We start from the raw sequence: 24,589 nt of genomic DNA on the forward strand, positions 1-24,589 counted from the left end.
TAAGTGTCAGTCCTCAGCGGCGGCGAGCTGGCCGCACGCGCCGTCGATCTCCTTGCCGCGGGTGTCGCGCAGCGTGGTGGGCACCCCGAGTGACTCGAGCCGGTTCACGAAGGCTCGCATCACGTCGGGCTCCGAGGAGGTCCAGATCGATCCCGGGGTGGGGTTCAGCGGGATCGGGTTCACGTGCACCCAGCCGCGGCCGCGGGCGTTGAGCTTCTCGGCCAGCAGCTCGGCGCGCCACTGGTGATCGTTCATGTCCTTGATCAGCGCGTACTCGATGGACACCCGCCGGCCGGTGGTCTTGTAGTAGTGGTACGCCGCGTCGATGGCCTCATCGGCCTTCCAGCGCGAGTTCACCGGGATGAGCTCGTCGCGCAGCTCGTCGTCGGGGGCGTGCAGGCTCAGCGCGAAGGTGATCGGCAGGTTCTCATCGGCGAGCTTGCGGATCGCCGGGACCAGCCCCACGGTGGAGATGGTGATCCCGCGGGCGCTCATCCCGAGGCCCTCCGGCGCGGGATCCACCATCCGGCGCACGGCGTTCATCACCCGCTTGTAGTTCGCCAGCGGCTCGCCCATCCCCATGAAGACGATGTTGGAGACCCGCTGCGGGCCCACGCCGGGGGACGACGACGCGCCCTTGCCCGCGGCTGCCGATTCCTCGGACTCCGCGAAGTCGGTCTCCTCGCCCAGGGCCGCATGGTCGGCCTCGTCGGCGATCTCGGCGGCGTTCGGCGCGTCGAGCTCTCCGGCGGCGATGGCCCGGTTGGCCTGGACGATCTGGTCCACGATCTCAGCCGAAGACATGTTGCGGGTCAGTCCGTTCTGGCCGGTGGCGCAGAAGGGGCAGTTCATCCCGCAGCCACACTGCGAGGAGATGCACAGCGTGATCCGGCTGCGGTAGCGCATCAGCACCGACTCGACCATGGCGCCGTCGAAGAGCCGCCAGAGGAACTTGATCGTGGCGCCGTCGTCGGTCTTGAGCCGGCGGACCTCGGTGAGCAGCGGGGGCAGGAACTCCTCGACCAGCTGTTCGCGGGTCTCGGCGGGCAGATCGGTCATCTGCTCCGGGTCCGAGGTGTAGTGCCGGAAGTAGTGCACCGAGAGCTGCTTGGCGCGGAAGCCGGAGATGCCCAGCTCCTTGGCCCGGGCGATCCGCTCGTCCAGGGTCATGTCCGCCAGGTGCTTGGGCGGCTGCTTGACCTTGGGCTGCGCGAACTGAAGCTTCGGTCGACCCTCGGCGTCCATGGGCTGCTTCCAGCCCTCTGCCTTGGGCCGGATCTGCGGACGCGTGGCATCTGCGGGCGGAGCCGACGTGGAGCTTCTCGGCGGACCGCCGGTTGCGGTTTTCGGCGTCCCGGAGGCATTGCGGGCCGGCCCCTGCTTGGGCGCGGAGCTGGACGGTTCGGGGCGCGAGTTCTTCGAAGATGACATCGCACTGATTGTCCCATGGGCGGCGTGGAACCGGTATGCCCGGTGCTGACACTGCCCTCAGGCGGGCGGAGCTCAGCTGGCGCGACCGGGTTTCCAGCAGCCCCTGAAGGAGCCCTGCTTGCGCCTGAGTCCGATCTCCCGGTCGGGATGATCACCATCGTGCTCTACGGCGGCAACTGCCTGGCGGCGCTGCTGGCGCACCAGGCCTGGAGAGACTGACGCGCTTCGCTCACTCCGAGCCGCTCAGCTGATCCCGTCGTAGGTCAGCCGACCGCCGAGCAGCGTCGCGGAGACGCCCATCTCACGCAGACCGACGGCTTGAGGATCAGCGAGAGGATCGGTCTCCACGAGCACCAGATCCGCCGCGTCTCCCTCGCTGACCTGGTGACTTCCCTTTGCGGTGCCCCCGCGGGTGGCTGCCGCGAGCGCGGTGGCCGGGTCCAGGCGCTGCTCCGGATGCCACGCGTCCCGGCCGTCGCGGCTTCGACTCACCGCCGCGGCGATGGCCACCCACGGGTCCAGCGGGGCGACCGGCGCATCGGAGCCCAGCCGCAGCGGCACCCCGGCGCGGGTGAGCGCGTCCAGCGGGAAGGCCCGATCGGTGCGCCCGGCCCAATATGCATCGGCCACGTCACGGTCATCCATCGCATGTTCGGGCTGCACGCTGGCGGTGAGTCCGAGCCGGGCGAATCTCGGGATGTCCTCCCAGCGCAGCAGCTGGGCATGTTCGATCACTCCCGGCATGGCCAGCGCCTCGAACGCGTCGAGCACGGCGCTGTTCGCCCGGTCCCCGATCGCGTGGATCGCCGCGGCGATCCCCCCGTCGCGGGCCTGACGCATCACATCCTGCAGCTCATCCATCGGCACCGTCTGCATCCCGCAGCTGTGCGGATGCAGACGGTCCACCTCCGGATAGGGGTCCCAGCACCAGGCGGTGCGGGTGTTCAGCGAACCGTCGGAGATCACCTTCAGCGGCCCCATGGTCACCAGTCCACGCTCGTCGAGCGCATCGCCGGTGGAGATCCCCGCCAGCAGCGCCGACTGCAGCCGGTCGGGCCAGACGGACACCTCCACGCGCAACGAGTCCACTCCGGCCGCGGTGCGCAGCGGCCACTGGGAGATGTTGTCGGCATTCTCGAACTCGACGATCCCCACCACCCCACGCTTCGCCGCCGCCTGAGCGGTCTGCCGGTAGATCTCGGGGGTCAGCGCGGCGGGGTCCTGGAGCTGGTCCATCACGGCGAAGGAGTCCGCCTCGCGCAGCAGCCCGCTGGCGTCCGTGGAGACTCCCAGTCGAGTCTGCAGCGCGGTGTTGAGCCACATGCAGTGCAAATCGCCGCTGATCAGGCCCACCGGCACCGAACCGGTCGCCTCGTCCAGGCTGCTCAGCGAGGGAAGGTCGGGCCAGAGCCCATCCCGGAACCCGTACCCGACGACGCCGGAGCCCGCCTGTTCCGAACCTTCCACCGCGAGCGCCGGGTCGGAGCTGAGCGCCCCGCGCACCAGCTGCAGCACCTCTGCCGCGCTGGTGGTCGCGGCGAGGTCGAGGCGCCGCCGCGCGATCACCCACTGGGTGAAGTGCACGTGGTGGTCCCACAGCCCGGGGATCAGGAAGCGGCCGTCGGCGTCCAGGGAGTCGGCGCCTGCAGCTCCTCCCCGCCGGGCCCCCGGCCCGGCGGGGGCCAGGGATGCCACCCGCCCATCCACCAGGTGCACATCGTGCAGGACCGGGCCCGAGGTCAGCGCGCCATCCCCACCGGGGAGCCGGACGTTGCGCAGGATCAGCGAGTCAGAACGCCGTGACGTTGGATTCATCGGGCATCTCCCTTCACAGCGGTCTCCCGCAGTGCCGCCTCATTCAGTGCCGCCTCATTCACCCGGGACATCCGATCTGCCAGCGCCGGGTCCGCATAGGGGCCGGTGCCGCGCAGCTCATCGATGATGTTGCGCACTGATTCCATGGACTTGTCCTGGCTCATCTTCTCCTTGGCCTCGATGCGGGTGACGCGCAGCCGGAACCCGACGGTCCCGCGCACGATCCGCTGGGCGTATTCGCTGTTCTCCTCCGTGGCGTCGAGCAGGTGCGGGTCCGGGAGCGGGCGCTCGAAGTGCTCCACGAGGCGGTGCAGCACGGCGAGGTTCTCGGTCTCGGAGAGGACCTCGGGCACGCCATAGAGGTGCGCCGCGGCGAAGTTCCAGGTGGGCACATTCGGGCGGCTGCCGTACCAGCTCGGTGAGATGTAGCCGTGCGGCCCTTGGATGATCGCGAGCAGCTCGCTCGGCTCGGTCCCGCCAGCACCACCCAGCCCGAGCTTGGCCTCATCGGGCCGACCGACATGGCTGAGCAGGACGAGCCCGCCGTCGTCGTCGGCCTGCTCCTCGAGGATCACCGGGTAGTGCGAGGCGACGAGGCCCGCCGGGGTGTGTGCCACGAAGGTGCACCAGGGGTGCGCAGTGATCAGGTCCTTGATGGCCTCGAGGTCCTCGAGGGCGTAATCCGGGTTGTGACGCATCCCCCCAGGATAGGGAGCTGCCTCGGCCGCACCAAGTGGAAGGACTCCCTTCACGCACACCAGCGCGCTCACCGCCCTGGAGCCGCTGACCAGCACGGAGAGCCTTGACAGGACGGCAGGGCCGCCCGCGGTGCAGGGCTGGACGTGTTCACTGAGCCCGAGCCGCCGATGCTGCGCGCCAGCCGGGCGTTCCTGCCGCTGCTCGGTCAGGCCGCGCAGTCTCAGCGCACGCAGTCTCAACGCACGCAGTCTCAACGCACGCAGTCTCAGCGCGCACGGACCGAGGACCCGGACTGCGGCCGAAGAACTGTCGGCCGCGTACACCTTGCGAATCCGCCTCGGCGAGTGACCTGGTCAAGCCTCAGACCACCGGCCGCTTGAGCTCCTGCGCCAATCGGTGAAAGTCCCGCGCGGGGTTTCCGAAGCGGTGCAGGGTCATCGAGACCGCCTGCTCCTTGAGCCAATAGCGCAGCTCCACCCGGCCGGAGGCGGTGACCTCATCGGCGATCAGCGCCACCTCAGGGCGCTCCGCGAGCCGCGTGCGCAGCTCGGAGTCCACGGCGCCGAGCACCCGCACCCGCACCCCGACTCCGCGGTCATGCACACCGGCGGCAAGCGCCGTGGAGAACTGACCCGTGGTCTCCTGGGTCACCGTCAGCTTCAGCGTCCTGCGCCCCAGCTCCAGCGCCTTCGCAGTCGCGGGCGGCAGCTTGGGGTACGCCGAGATGCTCACGTCTGCCCCGGCGCGCTGGGCTGCGACCAGCGCGCGCAGCAGCTGAACCGCGGTGGCGTCCACGCCCACGCGCAGCAGCACGTCCTCACCGAGGTACCGGAAGATGTTCGCCTCGCTCTCCAACCCGGTGCGGTCAGCGGGCTGACCGAACTCGGCCTCCCACCAGCGCTGATCATCGGCGGCGGCCGCGGCGAGCCAGGAGCGATCAGCCCCGGAGACGATCCCGGAGCTGACGGCTGAGTCCATGAGCCTCCCCACACTCTCCTCGACCACAGCCCTGGCGGAGCCTCCGGCAGGAGCCGCGACACCCACCATGTCATCTTCCCAGCGACCGAAGAGCATGACATAGTTGGGGCCGCCGGCCTTGGAGCCCAGCCCCACCGAGGACTGCTTCCAGCCGCCGAACGACTGGCGCTGGACGATCGCCCCGGTGATGCCCCGGTTGACATAGGCGTTGCCGACTTGAACCCTGTCCAGCCAGGTGCTCACCTCTGCGGGCTCCAGCGAGTGGATGCCACCGGTGAGTCCGAAGTCGACCTGGTTCTGCGCGGCGATGGCCTCGTCCAGATCAGTGGCCTCCATCAGCCCCAGCACCGGTCCGAACACCTCGGTGAGGTGGAAGAAGGATCCGGGCTTCACGCCGTCCTTGATTCCCGGGGACCACAGCAGGCCGGTGTCATCGAGCTGCCTGGGCTCCAGGAGCCAGGACTCACCGGGTTCAAGGGTCGTGAGCGCGCGGCGCAGCTTCTCGCTGGGCTCCTCGGTCAGCGGGCCGACGGTGGCGGCAAGGCTGCTCGGCCAGTCCACGACCATCGATGAGGCGGCGTCCACCAGCTGGCGGCGGAACCGCTCCGAGTCATAGACGCTTCCCACCAGGATGCCCAGCGAGGCGGCGGAGCACTTCTGCCCGGCGTGGCCGAAGGCCGAGGTGACCAGGTCCGCCACTGCCAGGTCGCGGTCCGCCGAGGGGGTGACGATCAGGGCGTTCTTGCCGGAGGTCTCGGCATTGATCGCCAGCGCGGGCTTCCAGGAGCGGAACATCGCAGCGGTCTCGGAGGCGCCGGTGAGGATCACCCGGTCGATCCCGTCGTGGGAGACCAGGCGCTTGCCGTCCGCGCCCTCGAAGGGATAGACCCCGTGCAGCACCTCGCGCGGAACGCCCGCATCCCAGAGCGCATCCAGGATCGCCATCGAACAGTGCGGAGTGTGGTTCGAGGGCTTGTGGATCACCGCGGCACCGGCGGCCAGCGCGGCGAAGGTGCCGCCTGCCGGGATGGCGAGCGGAAAGTTCCACGGCGGGGTGATCAGCACCAGGCGGTCCGGGATGAACCGGGCATGCTCGACCTGCTCGATCTCCAGGGCACTGTGCGCGTAGTAGCGGGCGAAGTCGATCGCCTCGGAGATCTCCGGATCCGTCTGGGCCACGGATTTGCCCACTTCAGCCGCGGCGATCGAGACAAGATGTCCACGGCGCGCGGCCAGGATGTCTGCGGCCCGGTAGAGGATGCGGGCCCGTTCGACGGCGGGGCGCGCCGCCCACGGCTCGGCCGCCGCGCGCGCCTGGGCCACCAGCTCATCGATGCGCTCGCCGCTGATCTTCTCCGGCAGCGACTGACCCTCCAGCCAGCCTGGCTGTGACGCGCGGGCAACGGCGTCCGCGGCCCAGCGCTGGTTCGCCGGCAGCGCGGGATCGGTATCGGGCTCGTTCACGAAGGGCGGGAGGGCGGCGGCGTCGTCGTTCTTCAGCTCGCCCGCGCTCGACAGCGCTTCAGCACCCTGCCGCTCTTCAAGACTGCGATCCTGGGTGTGCTGCGGGCCGGGCGCGGTGTGGCCGTGCTTGCTGAGGATCTCTTCCAGCAGCGCCAACGAGTCACGGAAGCGCTGGGCCTCGCGCTCGAAGACCTCGCTGCCGCGGCCGGAGCCGTCCACCTCCAGCTCGAAGATGCCTGACATGAAGTTCTCGCTGGCAGCGTTCTCCTCGAGCCGGCGGACCAGGTAGGAGATGGCCACGTCGAACTCAGCGGGGCGCACTGCCGGGACGTAGAGCAGCAGCTGGCCGACGTCGGCGCTGACCGCCTCGGCCTGCTCGGTGGCCATGCCCTGGAGCATCTCGAATTCCATCTGCCCGGTGACACCGCGCTCGGCGCCGAGCAGGTGGGCGAAAGCGATGTCGAAGAGGTTGTGTCCGGCCACTCCGATCCGCACCCCTGCCATATTCTCCTCGGTCAGCAGCCAGTGCAGGACGAGCTTGTAGTTCGCGTCCGTGGCCTCCTTGGACTCACAGGTGACCTGGGGCCAGCCGGCGATCTCGCCGTGGACCTTCTCCACAGCCAGGTTCGCGCCCTTGACCAGGCGGATCTTGATCCCTGCTCCGCCCGCCGCGACCCGGGCGTTGGCAAACTGAGCAAGCTCCTGGGTCGCGCCGAGCGCATCCGGGAGGTAGGCCTGCAGCACGATGCCACCCTCGTAGTGCTTCAGCTCGGGGCGCGAGAGCAGGGTCGTGAACACCGCGATGGTCAGGTTGAGGTCGCGGTACTCCTCCATGTCCAGGTTGATGAACTTGGATCCCGCGGGAGCCTTGGCCGCCTCCTGGTACATCGGGATGAGCCGGGCGACCACATAGTCCACGGTCTGCTCGAAGCCCCACATCGAGATCTGCGAGGCGATGGAGGAGACCTTGATGGAGACGTAGTCGACGTCATCGCGGCGCAGCAGGTCGACGGTGTCCTGCAGGTGCTTGTCCGCCTCAGCCTCTCCGAGCACCGCCTCGCCGAGGAGGTTGATGTTCAGCCGATGCCCGTCCTGCTTGATCGAAGCCACGGACTTGCCGAAGGGCTTGTCTCGGGCATCGACGACCATGTGACCGACCATGGATCGCATCCGCGCGCGGGCCGCGGGGACGACGACGTCGGGCAGCGTCTTGGCCAGCGCGCTGCCGGCGCGGATCTGCGCCCGGTCCAGCGAAGAGAGCGTGTCCGGGGCGAGTCCGCCCAGCTCAGCGAGCGCGGAGGCGGCGGCCCTGGTGTCCTCGGTGCGGATGACCCGGTCTACGAATCCCACCGTGAAGTCCAGGCCGTTGGGATGGGAGAGCACAGCGGAGAGTCGCTGGGCGGACTTGTCCGCGGCGGCGTGGTTCTTGCTCTGCTTGCTCGGCTTGCTCGGCTTGCTCGGCTTGCTGGAACCCGTCTCACCGGGGCCGCGCTGCAGCCAGCGGGTGACCTTGGAGACTGCGGCCTCGGAAAGGTCGGTGAGCTCGGCGGTGTTCTGAGTGGACATCGGGGCCTCATTTCACGCAAGGATGCGGGTTCAGCTGTCGGAGTGCTCGGTCTACTGACTTCCAGTGTGTGTCGTCACACACTCGGGAAGCACCCCATGACGGGTTTTCTCCGTATCTTTTGAGTCATAAATGGTGGAGACTGGCAAGCATGCAGACCACCGGTCGGGGCCGCCCGCGGATCCAGGACACGGCTGATGACATCGTGGCCAGCGTGCTCGCGACGGCCGGGGCGAGGGTGAGCACACCGGACTTCTCCACCCGGCGCATCGCCGAGCTCACCGGACTGAGCCAGACGCTGGTCAGCCGCGCCTGCCGGAGGATCCGGCGGGCCCGCGCAGGCGGGGCCGGTGGGGGCACAGATGGCGACGGAGTGGACGAACGGCTCGGCGGGGCTCCGGATCCGGCGGTCGGCGACCTGGTCGTGACGGAGCTGCAGGTGAGGTTCCCGCGAATCATCTTGCGCTTCGCCCCTCAGGCGAGAACCGCCATCCGGCAGCAGACCGTCGCGGAACGTCGGTCCACTGCCCTGATGGCCTCATTGCACGCTTCGGAGGCCGCGCGCTGGCGGGTCCGGGATGCCGGCGCGGCTCACCCCGCAGAGGTCGCCGTTCACGACCCAGACCAGCTGAGCGCCTGCTGGGACGCCAATGCCCCCGATTGGGATCAGTTCCTCGACCGCACAGCTGCACTGCTCAGCCTCTGTGCGCCGACCGCCGACGCGATTCCCGGTGACCTGCTGGATCTCCTGGCCCGACGTGCCGGACGAGGACTGCACGGCACAGAGTGGCAGCGAGGGGCCCAGCAAAACGAATTTTCTTCTGACTCAGATTCCGAATTGGGCGCCGAAGATGCCGCGCTGCCCACCGACCCGGAGCGGTCGCCGCGGAACCGCTGGTTCTCCCAGGTGGAGCTCTCGGTGACTGAACAGATCGCCATCGCACTGCGCCGGGAGATCACCAATTCGGGCTTCCTCGCGGGCGACCGCCTCTCTCCTGACGTGCTCGGCAGTCAACTCGGACTCGGCCGCAGCGCCGTCCGCGCGGCGATGAGCCGACTGGTCGATGATGGGCTGTTGGACTTCCATCAGGGAAGCTTCAGGGTTCCCGCAGTGACCGGGGCGGACGTCGTCGACCTGTACGCAGCCCGACTGCACCTCGGGATGGTCCTGCTCAGGGCCTGCGCGGTGCAGCCCCGGCACCGGATGCTGCCGGTCCGACTGGCGCTGGGGGCGGTGGAGGCGGCGGCGATTCAGGGCACCCGGTTCGATGTCGGCCTGGCGGATCTGCAGTTTCAGCAGGAGCTGGCGGAGGCGTCCGGGTTGAGCCAGTCCGCGCGGGGGTTCCATGCGCTGACCCTGCGGGTGCGGATGTTCATCGCCGTGCTGCGCCTGGACTACAGCCCCGCGGTGGAGCGCATCGTCAGCGATGACCGGCGCATCCTGACCGCGGTGCTGGCCGGAGACGCCGAAGCTGCAGTGCGAGCCTGGCGGTTGAAGCTCGACAATGCCGTACGGCACATGTCTGCGCTGGCTCCGGAGTCCTTCGACGCTGAGCTGTGGTCACGGCTGAGCCGGTAGCCGCTCAGCCGGCGAGTCGGTGCACCGGCGCCATGGGAATCATCAGCGGCGCTGGCCCCTGGGTCCTCGATCACGCGCAAGTCGACACCTAACACGCTGGGGTTCGCCTCCTCGGTGCCGACCTGCGCCGCGGTGCCTTCGGCGGCGATGCAGTCGTCCTTCATCGCGACGATATGCGAGGCGCAGCGCCGCACCTGGTTGATGTTTTCCAGCCCCTGCCGCTCCTCGCACCCGGAGGTCAGGCCGGAGGCGGAATGTCGGTATTCGTCGGTCATGGGATCCTTCGTGGCGACGGAGCCCCACACCGGGGCATCGGACAGGGCCGCAGACCGGAAACCTGGGCAGGATCTTCGCGCTGGCAACACTCCCCCAGGGGTGCTGTCATCAGGGCTGGCCTACGGGCTCGCCGGGGGTGGACGGTCGGCGGGAACGTCCAGGAAACCTGCGGTCTTGAGCCGATGATGTTTGCGACACAACGCCCACAGATTGGCCGCCGTGGTCTGGCCGTGGGGCCATGGGATCTGATGATCGATGTCGCAGTGCTCAGCTGCGACCATGCATCCCGGCGCTTGGCAGGTGCCATCGCGGAACTCGATGGCCCGACGAAGGAGCTTGGGCACGAATCGGCTCTCATAGACCCGCATCAGGGGCTCGAACGCCGCCACGTGTGGAGCGGGCGCGGCATCCGGTGGAGCGGGCGCGGCGTCGGATGGGGCGGACCGGGCGGCTGGGACCGGCGCCGGCACCGGGGTCCAGGTGATCTGATGCTCTTCGCTGAGGATGATCCGCCGAATCATCTCTGCCGGATAGGCGTGCCGCCGATTTCGACTCAGCGCGGGCTGCCCAGCACCCCGAGGCGTGCCCGCGGCCCAGCCCGAACCCGACAGCAAGGTCTCGGGCTCGATCAGAATTCCGACGTGGGCGTTGATGGGTGTGCCGGACTCACTCTGACCGGCGAGCAGCCAGTGCGAGACGAGATCTGCCTCCCGCTGGGCCTGGGTCCTGGGATCCCCCGCTTCTCGGTTCGTCGGAGCTGCGGCGCGCTCTGAGGAACCGTCACCGGCCACCCCGACAGGGTCCTCGGCGGGTCCCAGCTTCGGCGCCTCCCACCCGGCGTCCGACCCAGCATCAGGTCCGCCACCCGGGAGGCCGAGCCAGTCGAATCCACCCGGAGCGCCAGCAGCGCTGGTCATACCCCCGGCGCCGACCCTCCCCACCACCGGCCGTTCGACACAGGGATCGTAGGGGACGTCCTGCCTCGGGCTCCGGGCAACATCCACCAACCGGTTCTTGATGGCCTCAGCGGTGAGAGTGGGCAGCATCGCGTGAAGGATGCTGACTCCATCCTCCAGATGCTCCAGCCATACCCGGCGTTCGGCATGGCTGCGGCGACACCGCTGCACATGCTGGTCAGGCTCCATTCGAGCCACAAAACGGTTCAACCAGGCGTTCAGCCGCGCCGGCCGATGGGTCAGTGCATAGGTCGCGGCCTCGGCGTCGAGGCGTTCCCGGTGCACCGGAGCGACGAGGCGTTCAGCCGCTGAGATCACACGGACCAGAGAACGGACGGGAACATCTCCGGCACGCACCGCGCCCCACACTCGCGGCAGGTGGTGCCGGGCGAAACAGGCCTGTTGGTACTGGGTGTACACGTGCCCCTCGCTGGCCCCCAGGGCCTCTGCCGCATTCATGATGGCCGCCGATTCGGCGGTCGCATGACCGCGAGCGCTGCGCATGAGCTCGGGCTCGATCACCGCGGTGTCACGCAGGAAGGACTCCACGTAGTCCACAAGCAGGCGCAGCTGCTCCGCCTGACCTCGATTCAGCTGCCGCTGGGACTCCCGCAGCGGCTCTGCATTCGGATCAGTGAGTACAACCTGCATGATTCGAATATATCTTCTAATAGGGTGAGATTCAATAGTTCAGTTCATGCCAGTTTGGTTTTATTTGAAGGGAGGTCGATGGGTCAGCGAGACCCGTCTCAGGGACGCACCATCCGGATGTCCGTGATGGCGGAAGCGCCAGGATCCCGCTTCTCAGTTCCGTCGCAGCGGAACCCATTGCGGCGGTAGAACGCCATGGCACGCGGGTTCTGCTTGGCCACCCAGAGACTGACCGGCCCTGCCATCGCGAAGCCGATGATCTCGCCATCGGGCTCTGCGACCCGGACGCTCCACTCGGCCCGCAGCTCGGAGAGGATCCGTGCCCACATCTCGCGGCGCTGACGAGAATGCCCTTCGGCGAAGAACTCGGCGGGGAGCAGGTCCGTGTAAGTCTCTTGCCAGGTGGCCACGTGCGCCGCCGCGATGTGATTCGCCTCCTCGCGCCGCGGCCGCCGGATCAGCGCAGCCGCCGGATCAGCGCGGTCGGGGACCCTGGCGCCGTCGACTCAGTCATCAGCCCAGCCCTCCGGAGCTCGGTAGCGCCGGCTCCTGAACATCATCAGGGTGACCCCCACGAGCACCGCGGCGTAGACCAGGATCGCCACGGTCAGCGTGGGATCACCCGAACCGTCGGCCGCGCGCACCAGCCCGGCGGCGATCCAGGCGAGCAGCAGGTAGGTGGCGCCGAAGATCAGCTCGAGATCCGAACTCATCCGCCGGTTCAGCTCCGGCCGGCGCTCCGGCGTGGTCCAGTACGCTTCGGCGCTGGTCGAGGGCAGCGAAAGCAGCTCGGGGCTCACGCGGCTGATCAGCACTCGGCAGCCGAGGACCACCGCGAACACCACCGCCCCTGTGACTGCCGCGGCGCTGAGAACCCAGGTCTTGGACGCCCAGCGTGTAGGTGTCCCATCGAAGCCGAGATGCGCGGGCAGCGGATCTGGTCCGGCGAGCGCGATCCAGGCGAGCACCCCCGTATAGACCAGCAGGCCGACGATCAGCGCGAGCCTGCCCGGAATGAGCGTCGCGCCGCGAGCCTGGATCACACCGATGGGCCGAGCTCCCCCACCTCGATGGTTCCGCTGACCGCGACATCGGTCCGGCCGCCGACCCAGAGCGACTCGCCCTCGCCCTCGATGTGCACCCGGCCGCGACGCTGCAGCACCGTGCCCTGGCTGGCCACGTAGGGCGGAGACATCTTGCCCGAGTACTCCAGCCACTGCGCCACCGAGGCGTTCAGACTTCCGGTGACCGGATCCTCGCGCAGCGCGCCGGTGTCGTCTGGGAAGAAGGCGCGCAGCTCGAGAGCGGTGTCCGCACCCTCGGGCTGCCGGGCGACCACACCGAGGAAGCGGTACTCCGGATCGGTGATCCTGCTCAGATCCGGGGTCACGCCCAGCACGGTCTCGGCGTTGTCCAGCAGCAGCGCGACCCACCCGGGACCGTTGTCCACCCAGGCCGCGTCCAGCACCTGATCAGGGGTGATGCCGAGCGCGTCGGTGAGCATCTCGCGGGCCGCCTTCGCGATCGGCCCCGACCGCACCAGGCCGGGTGCGCCGAAGGAGAGCGTCTGATCGCCGATCTGCACCGGAACCAGACCCACACCGCATTCCTGGACGACGACGCCGGCTGATCGCGGCTCGTGCCCTTGGTCCAGCCAGGCGCGCGCCGAGCCCAGGGTGGGGTGCCCGGCAAAGGGCAGCTCCTTGTCCAGGGCGAAGATCCGCACCCGGTAGTCCGCCTCCGGCGTGGTCGGCGGCAGCAGGAAGGTGCACTCGGAGAGATTGGTCCAGCGCGAGATGGTGCGCATCTGCTCGTCGCTGAGGCCCTCGGCCTCGGCGATCACCGCGACGGGATTGCCCATGAATGGTCCGTCGCCGAAGACGTCGACCTGGCGAAATGGCTTCAACATGGGCTCATCTTAGACAGGGTTCCGCGGCGCGGCACCCTGACGCCACGGAGATTCTGCTCAGACGCCCTTGAACCCGCGCAGCCGCAGGCTGTTGCCCACCACCGAGAGCGAGGAGAACACCATCGCGGCGCCGGCGAGCATCGGGTTGAGCAGGCCCAGCGCGGCCAGCGGAATGGCGGCGACGTTGTAGCCGAAGGCCCAGAACAGGTTGGACTTGATCACTCGAAGTGTCCGGCGCGAGAGCGCCAGAGCATCGACGACCGAGCGCAGGTCTCCGCGCATAACAGTGATCCCCGCGGCGTTGATCGCCACATCGGTGCCCGTGCCCATGGCGATGCCCAGATCCGCCTGGGCCAGCGCGGCCGCGTCGTTGACGCCGTCGCCGACCATGGCCACTGTCCGTCCCTGCTCCTGGAGCCGGATGATCGCGGCCACCTTGTCCTGCGGCAGCGCCTCGGCGATGACCTCATCGATGCCGACCTCGGCGGCCACCCGGTCTGCGGCGCCGGCGTTGTCACCGGTGAGCAGCACCGTAGAGAGTCCCATGGCAGAGAAGCGGGCCACGGCCTCGGCGGAGGTGTCCTTGACCGCATCCGAGACGATCAGAACCCCGGCGAAGCTGCCGTCGACTGCGACCAGGACCGGGGTCGATCCCTGCGACTCGGCCTGGGCGAGCAGCCCGGCGACCTCGGCCGGAAGCTCGATCCCCTGCTGGCGCAGCAGCTCGCGGCGGCCCACCGTCACCGTGCGCCCGGAGACCGTCCCGGAGACGCCATACCCCTGGTGGTTCGTGAAATCGCTCGCCTCAGACAGCTTCCCGGAGGTCGAGCCGAGGGTCTCGCGCGCCGCATTGGTCACGGCGCGGGCGATCGGGTGCTCGGAGGCTGACTCCAGCGCGCCGGCGAGACGGAGCAGCTCGGCGTCGTCGTCAGCGGAATCCGGAGCGCTCCAGGCGCGTGCCGAGTGCATCGCGGCGAGCTTCATCGCCCCCGTGGTCACCGTGCCGGTCTTGTCCAGCACCACTGTGTCGATGCCGCGCGAGGCCTCGAGGACCTCGGGGCCGCGGATGAGGATCCCCAGCTGCGCGCCGCGGCCGGTGCCCACCAGCAGTGCCGTGGGTGTGGCCAGCCCGAGCGCGCAGGGGCAGGCGATGATCAGCACGGCCACGGCGGCGGTGAACGCGAACTCCGCAGAGGGGCCGAGGAGCAGCCAGATCAGCAGGGTGACCAGCGCGATGACCAGCACGATGGGCACGAAGATCCCGGAGATCCGGTCTGCCAGCCGCTGGACCTGGGCCTTGCCCGACTGCGCCTCCTCAACCAGATGGGCCATCTGGGCCAGCTGGGTGTCGGAACCGACCCTCGAGGCACGGACGATCAGTCGTCCGGAGGAGTTCATCGTGGCCCCGGTGACGCTGTCACCCTGGGTGACCTCCACCGGCACCGATTCTCCGGTGAGCATCGACATGTCCACCGCGGACGCGCCGGTGACCACGGTGCCGTCGGTGGCGATCTTCTCCCCCGGGCGCACGATGAACTCGTCCCCGACGGCGAGTTCGCGCACCGGGATGAGCACCTCGGAGCCGTCGCGCAGCACCGAGACCTCCTTGGCTCCCATGTTGAGCAGCGAGCGCAGCGCCTGCCCGGCGCTGGACTTGGAGCGCTTCTCGAAGTACCTGCCCAGCAGCAGGAAGACGGTCACCGCAGCGGCCACCTCGTAGTAGATGCTGGCAGCACCCATGTGGTGGGCGGCATCGGAGAGCCAGGGCGGCTCGGCGAAGAACACGAACTCGTGCCGCAGCCGCGGGTCGCCGGCAGCGCCGAAGATCATGGCGTAGAGCGACCAGAGCAGCGCCGCGAGCGTGCCCAGTGAGATGAGCGTGTCCATGGTGGCGGCGCCGGCGCGCGCATTCAGCGCCGCGGCGCGGTGGAAGGGCCACCCGGCCCAGAGCACGACCGGCAGGGTCAGTGCCAGCGAGACCCAGTTCCACCAGGGGAACTGCAGCGCCGGGATCATGGCGAGCAGCACCACGGGCACGGTGAGCACGGCGGAGATCAGCAGACGACGACGCAGCCCGACCAGCTCCCGCGCGGCCGGGCTCGCAGCGGAGGGCTCCTCGGTGAGCGGCGCCGGCTCCTGGGCGCTGTATCCGGTCTTCTCCACCGCCGCGATGAGCTCCGCGACGGTGGAGTCGCGGTCGACGGAGCTGCGGTCGGCGGCGTCGCGGTCTGCGGAATCCGCAATCTGGACAGCAGCCTTCTCGGTGGCGTAGTTGACGGTGGCCGTGACACCGTCGAGCTTGTTGAGCTTTCGTTCGACGCGCTGCGCGCAGGCGGCGCAGGTCATCCCGCCGATCTCGAGCTCGATGCGCCCGGTGCTCACCGAGCTCACAGCTGGCGCACGGCGTCGTAGCCGGCCTCGTCCACGGCGGCGAGGACGGTCTCGTCGGTGAGGGCTGCGTCGTCGGTGACAGCTATCTCCAGGCGCCCCGTGTCCGCGCTGACCTCCAGGCCGGAGACGCCGGGGAGCTGCTCGACCTCTGCCCGGATGGCGCTCTCGCAATGTCCACAGGACATTCCAGTGACGCTGTAGCGGCGGGTGTCGGTCATGATGAGCTCCTCGGCAGACGAATGGTGGTGCAAGAACATTCTCAAATATACCCCCTCAGGGTATATTTGTGGAACACAGCTCATATAGTGGTGGCCTCGGCCACCTGAGGAGGATCCATGGACAGCGCAGCGCTCGACGACCCTGGCAACATCCCTGCCGATGCCCCTGCCGACACTGCGACCCAGGAGCAGCATCATGGCTATATGACGCAGAAGGACCGCTACCTGGGCCGACTGCGCCGGATCGAGGGGCAGGCCCGCGGGATCCACCGGATGGTGGAGCAGGACACCTACTGCATCGACATCCTCACCCAGATCAGCGCCACCACGGCGGCGCTGGAGAACGTGGCGATGGCGCTGCTGGAAGACCACCTCCGGCACTGCGTGGCCGATGCGGTCGCCGTCGGCGGGGATGAGGCCGAGGAGAAGATCCAGGAAGCCACGGCAGCCATCCGCCGCCTCGTGAAGTCCTGACCACTCATATGATGACTCCCGCACGCGGCGTAGCCCTGATGGTGGTGGGCACCCTCGCCATGGCCGCCTCTGCGGCGATGATCTCCGCGATCGACGGCGAGCCGCTGAGCGTCGCAGCCTGGCGCTGCCTGCTCGCGGTGCCGATGCTGCTGCCGCTGGCGGCCTGGGAGCTGCTGCGCCGCAGGGGAAGGGCCAAGCTCTCGCGCCGCACACTGGTCGGAGCGCTGATCGCCGGGGTCGCGCTGGGCGTGGACTACAGCTTCTACAACACCTCGATCAACATGATCGGGCCCGGCATCGCAACCGTGCTGATCAATGTGCAGGTCGTGATCCTGCCGCTGATCGCGTGGGCCATGGAGGGCGTGCGGCCGATGCGCCAGCTGGCGCTGATCATCCCGCTGATGCTCGCCGGGGTGGCGCTGACCGCCGGCGCACTGGATCTGGGGAACGTCCAGCTCGCGGGGGTGCTGGCCGGACTCGCGGCAGGCACCGGGTATGCGCTGTATCTGGCGATCATCCGGCGCACCGCGCCCAAAGAGTCTCGGCGCCACAAGTCCGCACCCTTCACGATCCTCAGCCTGGTCTGCCTCTCGGCAGGGGTCACCACCGCGCTGGCCGCCACCGGACTTGGTCGCCTGGAGGTGCCGGAGGGGCTGGGCGGATGGGGTGCGATGCTTGCGCTGGCCTTCGTGGGCCAGGTGCTCACCTACCTGTGCTTCAACGTCGCCATGACCGCGATCTCCGAGACCGCGTCCAGCACGCTGATGCTGCTCTCCGCGGTCTTCGCGGTGGCACTGGCCGCGGTGCTCTTCGCCGACATCCCCAGCGCCTGGCAGCTGATGGGCTGCGCGATGATCATCGGCGGAGCCTGGTGGACCGCGGCGGCGGCACGAAGAAGGGCCGGAGGCGTGGTGCCCCCGACCCTTCCTGTGGACTCAGCCGTGGAGAGCGGACTGAGTTCGCGACACTGAGGGATCAGTGATCATGATCGTCGTGCTCGTCATCGGCGGGCTGGTCTTCAGCGTGATCATGATCGGCGTGCTCGTCATCGGCATCCTCGCCTTCGGCGGGCTCACCATCGTCGTGCTCGTCGTCGGTGTGGCCATGCCCCTCGTGGGCCTCGTCCTCCCCGTGTTCACCCTCATGTTCCGCCGCCCCCTCGGCCGGCCGACCGTCGACCGCGGCGATCTCGTTCGGGGTGAAGTCCAGCTCGGCTGAGTTGATGATCTCCATCGAGCCGAGATCCACCATGTGCAGCGCCTGCGCGTCGGGCTCGGTGATGTAGGCGATGTCGCCCACCACGCGGATGGCCGGGCTCGGCTCCTGCCACTCCTCCGGCTCGGTCCACTCCCCCATGATCTCCAGATGGTCGGCGTGCTCCCCGGTCTCTGCATCGATCACGTGCAGCTGGCCGTCCTCGGCGAGGACGAGGGCTTCGCCCTCAGGTCCGCGGGCGAGGGATCGGAAGTTATAGGCGGCGTCGAGGTCGACCAGGGAGATCTCCTCATCTGCGGCGTCCACGAGTGCGACCTGGGTCATCGGCTCTTCGCCGTCCTCATCCGTGTTGTAGTCCCCTAGGAAGATCGAGGAGTCCTCGGCCGGGAAGAGGTTGCCGATGCGCGCATACTCTTCAGCGGCGGCGATCTTGGAGAACTCGGCGCCGTCGAAGACCATCACGCCGTCCTCGCAGCCCACCGCGATCATGCCCTCGGGGCCTGCCGCCTCGCCGTGCAGCCCGGGGCACTCCTCGCTGCGCGCGACCTCCTCGCCGTCGGCGTCCAGCACGCGCGCACCGTTGCTGCCATCTTCATCGCCCAGGGTCTCGAAGCGACCTCCGTCGGCGAAGACCGCGGCCACGCCGTGGTGCGCCTCCTGCGTCTCGGCCACCTCGGTCTCCAGCTCCGAGTCAGCCCCGAGGTCGAGGTCGGAGAGCTCAGCGAGCTCATAGCTGTGGATCTCGCCGCTGCCGTCGAAGAACAGCGTGCCGACACCGTCGTGGGAGACCACGTGCCCAGGAGCGGGACCATCCACGGTCACATCGCTGAGGTGCGGATCGGTGGTGAAGTAATCATTGTGATCCCCATGCGGCTCGCCCCAGGTGCCGCCGTCGATCAGCCGGAAGGTCTCACCCTCGCTGAGGAAGAAGTGCCGACCATCGCCGGCAGGGTTGACTCGGAGAAAGCCTTCTGCCTGGTGCTCGCTGAGCACCTCCAGACTCGCGCCGTCGAGCACCGAGACCCCGCCGTCGTGGGTGATCGCCAGGCGTGGGCTGGGGCCGCCGGCGGCAAGGGTCTCCCGGTCGGAGGGCTCGACGACGGCAGCTTCAGCAGCCGCCTCGTCCTCGCCGTCGGAGGTGTCGTCGGCGTCGTCGGCGACATCGGAGGCCGCGGTCGGCTCAGCGGATGCGGCGGTCTCCCCCTCAGCGGCTTGGCCATCCCCGGACGCACCGTCGGCGCAGGAGACAAGTGCCAGGGCGGAGATCATGAAGACGGAGGGCAGAGTGAGGCGTCTGGTGTTCATGCGAATCATTCTTGTTTAGAGCCAGCTTAATTGCAACTCGTTCGCATTACTGTCCGCCGGGGTCACGCCGCCTCCCGGCTACACCACCCTCCGCGGCCAACGCGACCCGGTGTCGGATTGTGTCGACCCCCGCGCGGCGCGCCAGCACCCCGATTTAGACTCGGACCATGCCCAGTACCCAGTGGAACCCGGGTGCGTATCTGACCTACGCCTCCGAACGAACCCAGCCCTTCATCGACCTGCTCCAGCGTGTGCGAGCCCCCCAGGCAGACCGAATCGTGGACCTCGGATGCGGGCCCGGCAACGGGATGCCGGTGCTGCGCGGGATGTGGCCCAAGGCATGGATCACCGGAATCGACTCCTCGGAGGAGATGCTTCAGCGAGCCGGCGAGGCGACCGATGACGATCGGATCTCCTATACCCGCGCGGACATCAGGGATCTGGACCTTGAACGACAAGCGGATCTGATCGTCTCCAATGCCGCGCTGCAGTGGATCCCCGAGCACCGCGAGCTGCTGCCCTCCATCATGGACAATGTGGCCGCCGGCGGCGCGCTGGCGGTCCAGGTTCCGGGCAACTTCAACGCCCCGAGCCACCAGCTGCTCGCCCAGTTCGCCGCGAAGAGCCCCTATGCCGCGCACATCGACCCGGAGTCGCTGCTCAAGCCCACCTCGGAGCTGAGTGAGTACATGCTCGACGTCTCCCTGCCCGGATGGGAGGTCGAGGCCTGGGAGACCCGGTACCACCACGTGCTGCAGGGTGAGGACCCGGTGTTCGACTGGATCTCTGCGGCGGCGGCGCGTCCGGTGCTCGAGGCTCTCCCCGCCGATGTGCGCGAGGAGTTCATCACGGAGTACAAGGCCGCGCTGCGCGAGGCCTACCCGGCGACCAGGATCGGCACGATCCTGCCGTTCCGGCGGCTGTTCTTCATCGCCCGGCGCAGCACCGGGCGCGGCTGAGCATTCCAGGCTGAGCCGGTAGGGTTCTCGCGTGACTGTTCCTGCCTCCGCCCTGACCACGACGCCGCGCACTCCCCTCGTCATCCTGAGCACCTTCGTGCTGGTGGCGCTGACGCTCGGCTGGCTGATCGCCCTGCCCATGGTGCTGATGAGCCCGGAGGAGCGCAACAGCGCACCGCTCGGTGTGTACTACAACCTCTTCATGCTCACCCCGGCGCTGGCCGCGGTGACCGCCTATGTGCTGGAGCGCCGTCAGCCGCTCGGCGTGCTCTACGGCCATCATGGGGATGTGGCCCCCGGGGAGAATGCGGTCTCTGTGGAGACTGCGCAGCCCGCCCGGGTGTTAAGACCACAGAGCGTGACCGACGCGCTGGGAATCACCCCGCTGCGCCCGGTGCGCCGGCTCCTGAGCTGGTCCGTGCTGGGACTGCTGCTCTTCTTCGCCTTCAGCTTCGCGGCGCTGCCGCTGGGCGGCGCGCTCGGGGTCTACCCCTTCGACCCCTCGATGCCGATCTTCGTGCAGGACCTGAGCTCGCGGCTCGGCCAGGACGCCACCGAGTTCATCGCCACCGGCATGCTGGTGGAGGTCGGGGTGATCTTCTCCGCCGCGGTGCTGGGCGTGTTCCTCCACGCCGGGATCGAGATGGGCTGGCGCGGCTACCTCTTCCCCCGGCTGCAGCTGCGCTGGGGCCCTCGCGCCGCCGTCGTGCTCACCGGGGTGATCTCCGGGCTCTGGTACGCCCCGCTGCTGGCGGCTGGGTTCTTCTATGACCAGACCCCGGTGTTCCAGGCGCTGGCGCTGATGCTCGGCTACGCGATCATCATCGGCGGGGTGCTCGCCTGGCTGCGGATGCAGTCCGGTTCGATCTGGCCCGCCGCGTTCGCGCAGTCGATGATCTCGGCCGCGGCGATCCTGCACTTCTGGTTCGCCAGCGCAGGCGAGATGGTGGACCTGCGTCAGGCCACGCTGCAGGGGCTCTCCGGCTGGATCCTGCCGGGGCTGCTGCTGCTGGGGCTGCTGATCTTCGCCCGCCGCGCCTTTCCGCAGAATTCACAGGAGCGTCGCTGAGGAGTCCCGGACACATCAGCGTCACACCGCCGACAACGCGGAGAAACGCCCTCCCTCTAGCCTGGGGTCCAGGCAGCCCAGCAGCTGCCTGGACCCCAGGCCTCACGGGGAGGAGCGGCGATGATGGTTCCGGCCGAGCAGCCGGTGGCGGGAGACTCTGCGCTGCGTCTGCACACCCGATCCGGGGAGATGAAGGTCAGCGGCGACACTCTGCACCTGCCGCATCGTGACGCGGCTCCGGTCCAGCTGGCACCGGGTCCGCTGGCACTGCTCCGCGCGCTGATGAAGGCCCAAGGTGCCGTGCTCTCCAGGGAACACCTGCTGGCGGTGCTGCCGCACTGCGGCTCAGAGCACGCCCTTGAGATGTGGGTCTCGCGGCTGCGCCAATCACTGCCTGACCCGTCGATGGTCAAGACCGTGGTCAAGCGCGGCTACCGGCTGGTGGTCTGACCCACGAGAGCGTCTCCGCCGGTCTCCGGATCACAGCCGCCGCCCCACCCACCGGTGGCGAAGTCGAAGCGCTGCACGCCGTCGAGCACCACGTTGCTCACCGTGCTGCTCACCGGCGGGTGCGGCATATTTCTCCCGCAGCGCGTGCGTGACTCCTCCTGGGTCCAGGCAGGGTGGCAGGCAGAACGCCGTGGTGTGACTGGGCGCGAGCGTCTTCGGTGTTCCGGGCTGGCGCTATGGCTCCCGGATGAAGGTCAGGTCAAAGATCCTGCGGCCGACGGCCAGCGCTTTGGTCTCGAAGTCGGTCTGGACGCGCCCATCGAACCGGGGAGCCCAGCCGCCGTCGTCGTCCCGGGCCTGGTGAAGCTCCAGCGGCGCCGGCTCCTTGCCCATCGAGATGGCGTCCAGATCATGGAGGCGGACCTCGGTCAGCGGCGAGTCATCCCCCGCCCGCTCCCCCGCATGGAGGTTCCTGAACTGGGAGGAGGCGCCGATCAGCGAGCGCATCTGCACGGCGTAGCCGGACCAGTCGGTGGCCAGGCGCCAGACTCCGCCGGCAGGCAGGACTCTGGCGACCCTCTCGATGAACCCCGCATCGACGAGCCGACGCTTGTTGTGCTTCTTCTTGTGCCAGGGGTCGGGGAAGAAGATCCAGACCTCGGCGACCTGACCGGGGGCGAAGAGCTGATCCAGGACCTCGGGCGCATTGGCCACGGCGACCCGGACGTTGCTCAGCCCCTCGCGGCGGATCCTGCTGACCAGCTGGGCGGCGCCGGGCTTGTAGACCTCGATGGCCAGGAAGTCCTTCTCCGGACTGGCGGCGGCGGCATGGGCCACCGCCTCCCCGGAGCCCGAACCGATCTCTACGATGATCGGGGCGGTGCGGCCGAACTCGGCCGCCCAGTCGACGCGGAAGCCCTCGGCCACGGAGGTGTCGCGCTCTCCGTGCGGGATGTCCAGCAGCTCCTCCCCCAGCGCCGCGTCCCAGGTCCGCTGGTAGCTGGGCTTGAGCCGGTTGCTGCGCCGGACGAAGGAGAGCGGTCGGCGCATGGGCAGCGGGGGTCGGGAGTCCCCGGGATCGGTGTGCTCGGGATCGGCGTGCTCGGGATTGGTGTTCCCGGGGTCAGAATTCTTGGGGTCAGAGGTGTCAGGCTGGGAGATGTCGGGCTGGGAAGTCACCGCTACAGGATAGCGGAGGCCCCCTCTAGGAACTCCTGCAGCAGCGGTCCGTTGGTGGATCCGCCGAACTCCCCCTCCTCGAGGAAGATCGCCACGGCGAGGTCTCCCTGCATCGCGATGACCCAGGTGTGGGAGTAGGAGTCATCGCCGTCCCCTGCCTCCGCGGTGCCGGTCTTGGCGTAGATCCGCTCGCCCGGGACGTCCACGAGCGACTCCAGCGAGCCGAAGTTCACGGTGTCGGTCATCAGCGTGCGCAGGTCCTCGGCCTCGGCTTCTGTGATCCCGCTCTCCGGGGTCTCCGACTCCTCCGGCACGACCAGGTGGGGATGGACGGTCCTGCCGGTGGCGATCGAGGCGGTCACGGTGGCCATGCCCAAGGTGGAGGACTCCACCACGCCCTGGCCGAAGAGATTGGAGGCATGGAGGTTGAGCTCGGAGTCCTGCGGCACCGATCCCATCCGTGCGGGCACGCCCAGGTGCGTCTCCTCGACGATGCCGAGGTCGAGCGCGGCCTGGTGGACCTCCGCAGAGGTCACATCGTCGTAGGCGTCGGCGAAGACGGTGTTGCAGGAGACTGCCACCGCGTCGCGGAAGGGAATGTCTCCGAGGTACTCGGAGGGGAACCCGGTGTAGTTGCCGAAGGACTGCCCGTGCACGGTGGTCTGGTTCGAGCAGCTCACATCGGTGTCGGGGGTGAGTCCGTCGCGCAGCATGGCGAGCGAGGAGACCACCTTGAAGGTGGAGCCGGGCGCGTAGGTGGATTGGGTGGCGATCTCCACCTGGCCGCCGTCCGGGTCGTGGCTGGCGGCGGCCAGGACGCCGCCGTCGGAGGGTCGGATGGCGACGATCGCCCCAGAGACGTCCTGATCTTCGACGATCTCCTGGGCGAGGTTCTGCAGCCGCGGCACCATGGTGGTCTCCACGTCTCCGCCGTCGGCGGGGGCCACCGAGTACAGGGGCTCGCCGTCCTTCTGGATCGCCATCCCCGGAGCTCCGCGCAGGGTCTGCTCGTAGGAGGCCTGGATGCCGGAGGTGCCGATGGTGTCGCCGACGCTCAGGCTCGGGTCTGCCTCCAGGGACTCGGCGGTCACCGGTCCCACCCGGCCCAGCAGCAGCGGGGCGAAGTCCCGGGAGTCCGCCAAGGACATCTGGTCATAGATGCCTGAGGCGCCGGGGATCGCTTCGACGTCGGTGGCGGTCACGTCGTCTTCGGATCGGCGCAGCGTGATGGCCTCCACGAAGGCCAGGTCTCCGCCGCCGAGCACGCTCTCGACGTAGGGGTCCACCGGGATCTCGACCAGCTCGGCGAGCGCCCCGGCGGAGGAGCGCAGCGTATCTTGATCGGCGGGCTCGCCGTCCTGGGCGAGCTGGGCCTTGTCGATGCCCAGCCGGACGACGTCGCGGTTGTAGACCATGGCCCGTCCGTCGTCGTCCATGATCCGGCCACGGTCGGCGGGAGTGGTGGCCAGGCTGATCGACTCGGTGCCGGCATAGTCGGGCATGATGATCTCTGGCGTGGCTTCCACTGCCCAGACCTCGGTCTCCTGGTCGTAGACCAGTTCGGCGGTGGTCTCATAGGTCCAGGCCTCGCCCTCGATGCCGAGCTCCTCCAGTTCCCAGCTGTGCAGAAGCGGGACTGTGGCGGTGACCGGGCGGGGTGAATCCTCCGGCGGCTCATCGAGCACGACCTCGCCGGTGCTCACCTCAGGGGTGAGCTCCTCAAAGGGCGCGTGGAGATTCTCCACGGCCGCCGTCATGGTCTCGGGGTCTCCGGATTCAAAGCTCAGCGCGGAGAAGTCACCGCTGGAGATCGCGGAGGCCAGCGCATCGGCGGCCTCTTCCACGGTCTCGGACGGGTCGACGCTGCAGCTGGTGAGCACCATCACAGCCGCGACCCCCACCGCGCTCGGAATGATCAGCCGGGAGCGAGAGGAGACAGACATGACCTGATTATTGCGGCACCGTGGGCGCGTCTCGGGCAGGACTCGCGGGGTGCGCACAAAGGGT

The 24,589-nt window shown here is 68.8% G+C and carries 21 protein-coding genes; 7 read left to right on the top strand and 14 right to left on the bottom strand.

Annotated features, from left to right (window positions below; translation table 11 throughout):
- Positions 1-6: 6 nt before the first annotated feature.
- Positions 7-1,245: a 23S rRNA (adenine(2503)-C(2))-methyltransferase RlmN gene (rlmN, locus tag LTI14_RS03140; protein ID WP_241475827.1), complete on the bottom strand. Its 1,239-nt coding sequence runs from the start codon at positions 1,243-1,245 to the stop codon at positions 7-9.
- Positions 1,246-1,455: 210 nt separating this feature from the next.
- On the opposite strand from rlmN, the gene LTI14_RS03145 reads away from it, so the two are divergent.
- On the top strand, positions 1,456-1,650 hold the full coding sequence (locus LTI14_RS03145) for a hypothetical protein (protein ID WP_241475776.1): 195 nt from the start codon (positions 1,456-1,458) through the stop codon (positions 1,648-1,650).
- Positions 1,651-1,674: 24 nt separating this feature from the next.
- On the opposite strand, the gene LTI14_RS03150 is transcribed toward LTI14_RS03145, so the two are convergent.
- The 3 genes from LTI14_RS03150 to LTI14_RS03160 form a co-directional block, all read right to left on the bottom strand.
- Positions 1,675-3,246: an amidohydrolase gene (locus LTI14_RS03150; RefSeq protein ID WP_241475777.1), complete on the bottom strand. Its 1,572-nt coding sequence runs from the start codon at positions 3,244-3,246 to the stop codon at positions 1,675-1,677.
- Positions 3,243-3,944 carry an FMN-binding negative transcriptional regulator gene (locus tag LTI14_RS03155; RefSeq protein ID WP_241475778.1) on the bottom strand — a complete coding sequence of 234 codons (702 nt, stop codon included), beginning with the start codon at positions 3,942-3,944 and terminating at the stop codon, positions 3,243-3,245. The genes LTI14_RS03150 and LTI14_RS03155 overlap by 4 nt, the downstream gene beginning before the upstream one ends.
- A gap of 361 nt (positions 3,945-4,305) precedes the next feature.
- Positions 4,306-7,953: a bifunctional proline dehydrogenase/L-glutamate gamma-semialdehyde dehydrogenase gene (locus tag LTI14_RS03160; RefSeq protein WP_241475779.1), complete on the bottom strand. Its 3,648-nt coding sequence runs from the start codon at positions 7,951-7,953 to the stop codon at positions 4,306-4,308.
- A 149-nt stretch (positions 7,954-8,102) separates the two neighbouring features.
- On the opposite strand from LTI14_RS03160, the gene LTI14_RS03165 reads away from it, so the two are divergent.
- Positions 8,103-9,530 carry a GntR family transcriptional regulator gene (locus tag LTI14_RS03165; RefSeq protein ID WP_241475780.1) on the top strand — a complete coding sequence of 476 codons (1,428 nt, stop codon included), beginning with the start codon at positions 8,103-8,105 and terminating at the stop codon, positions 9,528-9,530.
- Positions 9,531-9,925: 395 nt separating this feature from the next.
- On the opposite strand, the gene LTI14_RS03170 is transcribed toward LTI14_RS03165, so the two are convergent.
- The 6 genes from LTI14_RS03170 to LTI14_RS03195 all read right to left on the bottom strand — a co-directional run bounded on the left by LTI14_RS03170 (position 9,926) and on the right by LTI14_RS03195 (position 15,931).
- On the bottom strand, positions 9,926-11,413 hold the full coding sequence (locus LTI14_RS03170; protein WP_241475781.1) for an HNH endonuclease signature motif containing protein: 1,488 nt from the start codon (positions 11,411-11,413) through the stop codon (positions 9,926-9,928).
- 98 nt (positions 11,414-11,511) lie between these two features.
- The gene (locus LTI14_RS03175; protein WP_241470263.1) at positions 11,512-11,823 is read right to left on the bottom strand and encodes a hypothetical protein; all 312 of its coding nucleotides are present in this window, start codon (positions 11,821-11,823) and stop codon (positions 11,512-11,514) included.
- A gap of 96 nt (positions 11,824-11,919) precedes the next feature.
- On the bottom strand, positions 11,920-12,456 hold the full coding sequence (locus LTI14_RS03180) for a DUF1648 domain-containing protein (RefSeq protein WP_241475782.1): 537 nt from the start codon (positions 12,454-12,456) through the stop codon (positions 11,920-11,922).
- On the bottom strand, positions 12,453-13,322 hold the full coding sequence (locus LTI14_RS03185) for a PhzF family phenazine biosynthesis protein (RefSeq protein WP_241475783.1): 870 nt from the start codon (positions 13,320-13,322) through the stop codon (positions 12,453-12,455). The genes LTI14_RS03180 and LTI14_RS03185 overlap by 4 nt, the downstream gene beginning before the upstream one ends.
- Before the next feature lie 57 nt (positions 13,323-13,379).
- Complete coding sequence (locus LTI14_RS03190; RefSeq protein WP_342357712.1) at positions 13,380-15,704, bottom strand: heavy metal translocating P-type ATPase; 2,325 nt, start codon at positions 15,702-15,704, stop codon at positions 13,380-13,382.
- A gap of 5 nt (positions 15,705-15,709) precedes the next feature.
- Complete coding sequence (locus tag LTI14_RS03195) at positions 15,710-15,931, bottom strand: heavy-metal-associated domain-containing protein (RefSeq protein ID WP_241475784.1); 222 nt, start codon at positions 15,929-15,931, stop codon at positions 15,710-15,712.
- 117 nt (positions 15,932-16,048) lie between these two features.
- On the opposite strand from LTI14_RS03195, the gene LTI14_RS03200 reads away from it, so the two are divergent.
- Together LTI14_RS03200 and LTI14_RS03205 are read left to right on the top strand one after the other, a co-directional pair.
- Positions 16,049-16,405, top strand: a complete 357-nt coding sequence (locus LTI14_RS03200; RefSeq protein ID WP_446740371.1) for a metal-sensitive transcriptional regulator — start codon at positions 16,049-16,051, stop codon at positions 16,403-16,405.
- Positions 16,406-16,413: 8 nt separating this feature from the next.
- Complete coding sequence (locus tag LTI14_RS03205) at positions 16,414-17,376, top strand: DMT family transporter (RefSeq protein WP_241463677.1); 963 nt, start codon at positions 16,414-16,416, stop codon at positions 17,374-17,376.
- 4 nt (positions 17,377-17,380) lie between these two features.
- On the opposite strand, the gene LTI14_RS03210 is transcribed toward LTI14_RS03205, so the two are convergent.
- Positions 17,381-18,925 (bottom strand): hypothetical protein, encoded by a 1,545-nt coding sequence (locus tag LTI14_RS03210; RefSeq protein WP_241470267.1) that lies wholly within the window; start codon positions 18,923-18,925, stop codon positions 17,381-17,383.
- Between the two features lie 167 nt (positions 18,926-19,092).
- Here LTI14_RS03210 and LTI14_RS03215 point away from each other — a divergent pair, with 167 nt between their 5' ends.
- The 3 genes from LTI14_RS03215 (at position 19,093) to LTI14_RS03225 (ending at position 21,403) form a co-directional block, all read left to right on the top strand.
- Positions 19,093-19,884: a methyltransferase domain-containing protein gene (locus LTI14_RS03215; protein ID WP_241463675.1), complete on the top strand. Its 792-nt coding sequence runs from the start codon at positions 19,093-19,095 to the stop codon at positions 19,882-19,884.
- A 31-nt stretch (positions 19,885-19,915) separates the two neighbouring features.
- Complete coding sequence (locus LTI14_RS13205) at positions 19,916-20,953, top strand: CPBP family intramembrane glutamic endopeptidase (protein ID WP_241463674.1); 1,038 nt, start codon at positions 19,916-19,918, stop codon at positions 20,951-20,953.
- Between the two features lie 120 nt (positions 20,954-21,073).
- Entirely contained in the window at positions 21,074-21,403 is a 330-nt protein-coding gene (locus LTI14_RS03225) for a winged helix-turn-helix domain-containing protein (protein ID WP_241475785.1), read from the top strand.
- On the opposite strand, the gene LTI14_RS03230 is transcribed toward LTI14_RS03225, so the two are convergent.
- The 3 genes from LTI14_RS03230 to LTI14_RS03240 form a co-directional block, all read right to left on the bottom strand.
- On the bottom strand, positions 21,385-21,531 hold the full coding sequence (locus tag LTI14_RS03230) for a hypothetical protein (RefSeq protein ID WP_241470268.1): 147 nt from the start codon (positions 21,529-21,531) through the stop codon (positions 21,385-21,387). The genes LTI14_RS03225 and LTI14_RS03230 overlap by 19 nt on opposite strands.
- 106 nt (positions 21,532-21,637) lie before the next feature.
- Positions 21,638-22,582 carry a tRNA (guanosine(46)-N7)-methyltransferase TrmB gene (gene trmB / locus LTI14_RS03235; protein WP_241470269.1) on the bottom strand — a complete coding sequence of 315 codons (945 nt, stop codon included), beginning with the start codon at positions 22,580-22,582 and terminating at the stop codon, positions 21,638-21,640.
- A 2-nt stretch (positions 22,583-22,584) separates the two neighbouring features.
- Entirely contained in the window at positions 22,585-24,525 is a 1,941-nt protein-coding gene (locus LTI14_RS03240) for a penicillin-binding transpeptidase domain-containing protein (protein ID WP_241475786.1), read from the bottom strand.
- Positions 24,526-24,589: the final 64 nt, after the last annotated feature.

The organism is Nesterenkonia sp. YGD6 (assembly GCF_022565895.1).
In the GTDB taxonomy this organism is placed as follows: domain Bacteria; phylum Actinomycetota; class Actinomycetes; order Actinomycetales; family Micrococcaceae; genus Nesterenkonia.